This is a genomic window from Ectothiorhodospira sp. 9100 (genome assembly GCF_022227565.1).
GTDB lineage: Bacteria > Pseudomonadota > Gammaproteobacteria > Ectothiorhodospirales > Ectothiorhodospiraceae > Ectothiorhodospira > Ectothiorhodospira marina.
This window is the reverse complement of record NZ_JAJNAN010000090.1, coordinates 1-3,693: the sequence shown is the minus strand read 5'-3', so window position 1 is coordinate 3,693 and position 3,693 is coordinate 1. Positions and strand designations below refer to the sequence as shown.

Annotated in this window: 3 protein-coding genes and 3 tRNA genes; 3 read left to right on the top strand and 3 right to left on the bottom strand. The window is 64.1% G+C overall.

Annotated elements, in window-relative coordinates; all coding sequences use genetic code 11:
• Window positions 1-66: 66 nt before the first annotated feature.
• From LPW29_RS14880 to LPW29_RS14870, 3 genes are all read right to left on the bottom strand, one after another.
• A tRNA-Thr gene (locus LPW29_RS14880) sits at window positions 67-142 on the bottom strand.
• Between the two features lie 46 nt (window positions 143-188).
• Window positions 189-262: transfer RNA gene (locus LPW29_RS14875), tRNA-Gly, on the bottom strand.
• Window positions 263-439: 177 nt separating this feature from the next.
• A tRNA-Tyr gene (locus LPW29_RS14870) sits at window positions 440-524 on the bottom strand.
• A gap of 142 nt (window positions 525-666) precedes the next feature.
• Here LPW29_RS14870 and LPW29_RS14865 point away from each other — a divergent pair.
• The 3 genes from LPW29_RS14865 (at window position 667) to LPW29_RS14855 (ending at window position 3,482) form a co-directional block, all read left to right on the top strand.
• A complete protein-coding gene (locus tag LPW29_RS14865) occupies window positions 667-1,998 on the top strand; it encodes a UDP-glucose dehydrogenase family protein (protein ID WP_238628663.1) in 1,332 nt (443 codons plus the stop codon).
• Window positions 1,999-2,167: 169 nt separating this feature from the next.
• A complete protein-coding gene (gene galE / locus LPW29_RS14860; RefSeq protein ID WP_238628662.1) occupies window positions 2,168-3,154 on the top strand; it encodes a UDP-glucose 4-epimerase GalE in 987 nt (328 codons plus the stop codon).
• A gap of 127 nt (window positions 3,155-3,281) precedes the next feature.
• Window positions 3,282-3,482, top strand: coding sequence for a hypothetical protein (locus tag LPW29_RS14855; protein WP_238628661.1), 201 nt, complete (start codon window positions 3,282-3,284; stop codon window positions 3,480-3,482).
• Window positions 3,483-3,693: the final 211 nt, after the last annotated feature.

The window sequence follows — 3,693 nt, the reverse complement described above, 5'->3', positions numbered from 1 at the left end:
TGGTCTAGCACCCCGGCTGATGTTCTACTTAACAGGGCCTTGAGAGCCCAGCACTGTACTGAAAGATGGAGCCCATGACCGGACTTGAACCGGTGACCTCTTCCTTACCAAGGAAGTGCTCTACCGCCTGAGCTACATGGGCAAAACAAAAAAGGCGCGCCAAGCGCTGCCATAACCTCTGATCAAACTGGAGCGGGTGATGGGAATCGAACCCACATCATCAGCTTGGAAGGCTGAGGTTCTACCGTTGAACTACACCCGCAAAACCGCACTTCCGGATGCGCTACGCCAAGCCATCCAACCTCTGACCATCCAATCGATGCGATGGAGCGCGGGAGGCTTACCCCGCCAGCATAACGCCGAAAACCCGCCACTGCCACATCGACAGGCCGCCGGCGCTGACCCTGTTCCGGGTCATTGCCGGCGCCTTACTGCATTCTGGTGGAGGGGGAAGGATTCGAACCTTCGAAGGCTGAGCCAGCAGATTTACAGTCTGCCCCCTTTGACCGCTCGGGAACCCCTCCAGACGCGAAAGCCCGGTATTATTGTGATCTGACCCCCACCTGTCAACCACCTTTTGCATTTTAATGATCATGCCACGACCTTTTGCTACGATCGCTGGCAGACAATCATCCATCATCGCATGAAACAGAGGACTGCCAACCAATGAAGGTCACTATCTACGGATCCGGCTATGTGGGCCTGGTGACGGGCGCCTGCCTGGCGGAAGTGGGCAATCAGGTACTGTGCGTGGACATCGATCAGGACAAGATCGCGCGCCTCAACCGGGGGGAAATCCCCATCTACGAGCCGGGCCTGGAAGACATGGTGGCCGATAACGTGCAGTCCGGTCGCCTGGCCTTCACCACCGATGCCGCCGAAGGCGTGCGTCACGGCCTGTTCCAGTTCATCGCCGTGGGCACCCCGCCGGACGAGGACGGCTCCGCCGATCTGCGCCACGTGCTGGCCGTGGCCCGCACCGTGGCGGAGCACATGGACGAATACCGCATCGTCGTGACCAAGTCCACCGTGCCGGTGGGCACCTCCGACAAGGTACAGGAAGCCATGGCCGGCACCCTGCAGGCTCGCAACGCGCAGATCGACTTCGATGTGGTCTCCAATCCGGAGTTCCTCAAGGAAGGCGCCGCGGTGGATGACTTCATGAAGCCCGATCGCATCATCGTCGGCACCGACAACCCGCGCACCGGCGAGCTGATGCGCGCCCTGTACGGCCCCTTCAATCGCAATCACGACCGGGTGATGGTGATGGACATCCGTTCCGCGGAACTGACCAAGTATGCCGCCAACGCCATGCTGGCCACCAAGATCAGTTTCATGAACGAGCTGGCCAATCTGGCCGAGGCCCTGGACGCCGACATTGAGCACGTGCGCCAGGGGATCGGCTCCGATCCGCGCATTGGCTACCACTTCATTTACCCCGGCTGCGGCTACGGCGGATCCTGCTTCCCCAAGGATGTGAAGGCCCTGGAGCGCACCGCTCGTCAGGTGGGCTTCAAGGCCCAGTTGCTCACCGCCGTGGAAGACGTGAACGAACGCCAGAAGGAGCGCCTGTTCCAGAAGATCCACAGCCACTTCCAGGGGGATCTCAAGGGCCGCACCATCGCCCTGTGGGGCCTGGCCTTCAAGCCCAATACCGACGACATGCGCGAGGCCTCCAGCCGCATGCTCATGGAATCCTTGTGGGCGGCCGGCGCCCGGGTGCGTGCCCACGACCCGGTGGCCATGGAAGAATGCGCCCACATCTACGGTCAACGCGACGACCTGGTGCTGTGTGATCATCACGAGCAGACCCTGGAAGGCGCCGATGTCCTGGCCATCGTGACCGAATGGAATGTCTTCCGCAGCCCGGATTTCGAGTTGATCCGCAAGCACCTCAAGGAACCGGCCATTTTCGACGGCCGCAACCTGTACGAGCCCAAGCACATGGAAGACATGGGGTTCGCCTACTATGCCATCGGGCGCGGGAGAAAGGGCTGATCGACCCTCACCCCAACCCCTCTCCCGCCAGCGGGAGAGGGGCTTCTCCTCCAGGGGAGAGAGCCCCTCCCCTGAGCGGAGTAGGCACTCCCTTCTCCCCTCAGGGGAGAAGGGCTGGGGATGAGGGGAAAACGGCGGGCACGCAGCTCAACCAGAAAAGGAGAACCCCATGCCCCAAAAAGGCATCCTCGTCACTGGCGGCGCCGGCTACATCGGCGCGCACGTGGCCCTCATGCTGGCCGAGGCCGGCGAACGGGTCGTTGTCCTGGACAACCTCTCCACCGGCTTCGCCGAATCGGTCATCCAGTCCGACCTCATCATCGGCGATGTCGCCGACACCGAACGGGTTTCCACGCTGCTGCGCGAACACGACATCGACACGGTGATGCACTTCGCCGCCCACACCATCGTGCCGGAATCCGTCGCCGACCCGCTCAAGTACTACCGCAACAACACCTGCGGCACCCGCAACCTGCTGCAATGCTGCCAGGAGGCCGGCATCAAGCACGTCGTCTTCTCCTCCACCGCCGCCGTCTATGGCATCCCCACCGACGGCGTCGCCCGGGAAGATACCCCCAACGCCCCCATCAACCCCTACGGCACCTCCAAGCTCATGAGCGAGTGGATGCTCCGGGATCTCTCCGCCGCCACACCCCTGCGCCATGTGGCCCTGCGCTACTTCAACGTGGCCGGCTCCGACCCGGAGGGTCGCATCGGCCAGTCCACGGAAAAGGCCACCCTGCTGATCAAGGTGGCCTGCGAGGCGGCGGTGGGCAAGCGTTCCCATATCTCCGTATTCGGCACCGACTATCCCACCCCCGATGGCACCGGCGTGCGCGACTACATCCACGTGACGGATCTGGCCGCCGCCCATCTCAAGGCCCTGGAGTACCTGCGCGCCGGCGGCGCCTCCGATACCCTCAACGTGGGCTACGGCCACGGCCTGAGCGTGCGTGAAGTGCTGGACACGGTACAACGGCTCAATGGCCAGCCCCTGGACATCCGCGAAGAGCCCCGCCGCGCCGGCGACCCCCCCAGCCTGGTGGCCGCCGCCGACCGCATCCGCTCGGTGCTGGGCTGGGAACCCCGGCACGACGACCTGGAATTCATCGTGCGCACCTCACTGGACTGGGAGCGCCGCCTGGCCAACCACTGAGCCGGCGCGCGCGATGCTGACCTGAATCAGCTTTTCCCGCATTCCCCGCCCGTGGGAGCGGGCCTCGGCCGAGAAAAGCCCCTACCATAGCGACAACACCAACAACCACAGCGGGGACCACCACACCATGGACACACTCATCAACACCCTGGGCACCCTCATCGGGCTGGCCGGCCTCATCGTCTGCGCCGCCGTGGGCGCCACCTGGTTCATGGGCGAATACTACCTGCTGGGCCTTGAGCTCCTGGTGGTCCTCAGCGGTGGCATCGCCCTCATGGTGGCCGCCATCCTGTTCAAGGCACAGGTCCTGGTCATGCGGTCGTTCTGACGCTCATGCATCACGGTGGCAAGCCACCCCCGATGATGAAAGATACGTATCTAGCCCCTCTCCCCTGCGGGGGAGAGGGGTTGGGGTGAGGGGGGAAGGACTGGCACAGTGCCTATCCCGGGCCCCCCGCCCCCCCCCCCCACCCCCCCGGGGGGGGGGGGGGGGTGTGGGGGGCCCCCCCCCCCCCCCCCCCACACACCCCCCCAAAAAA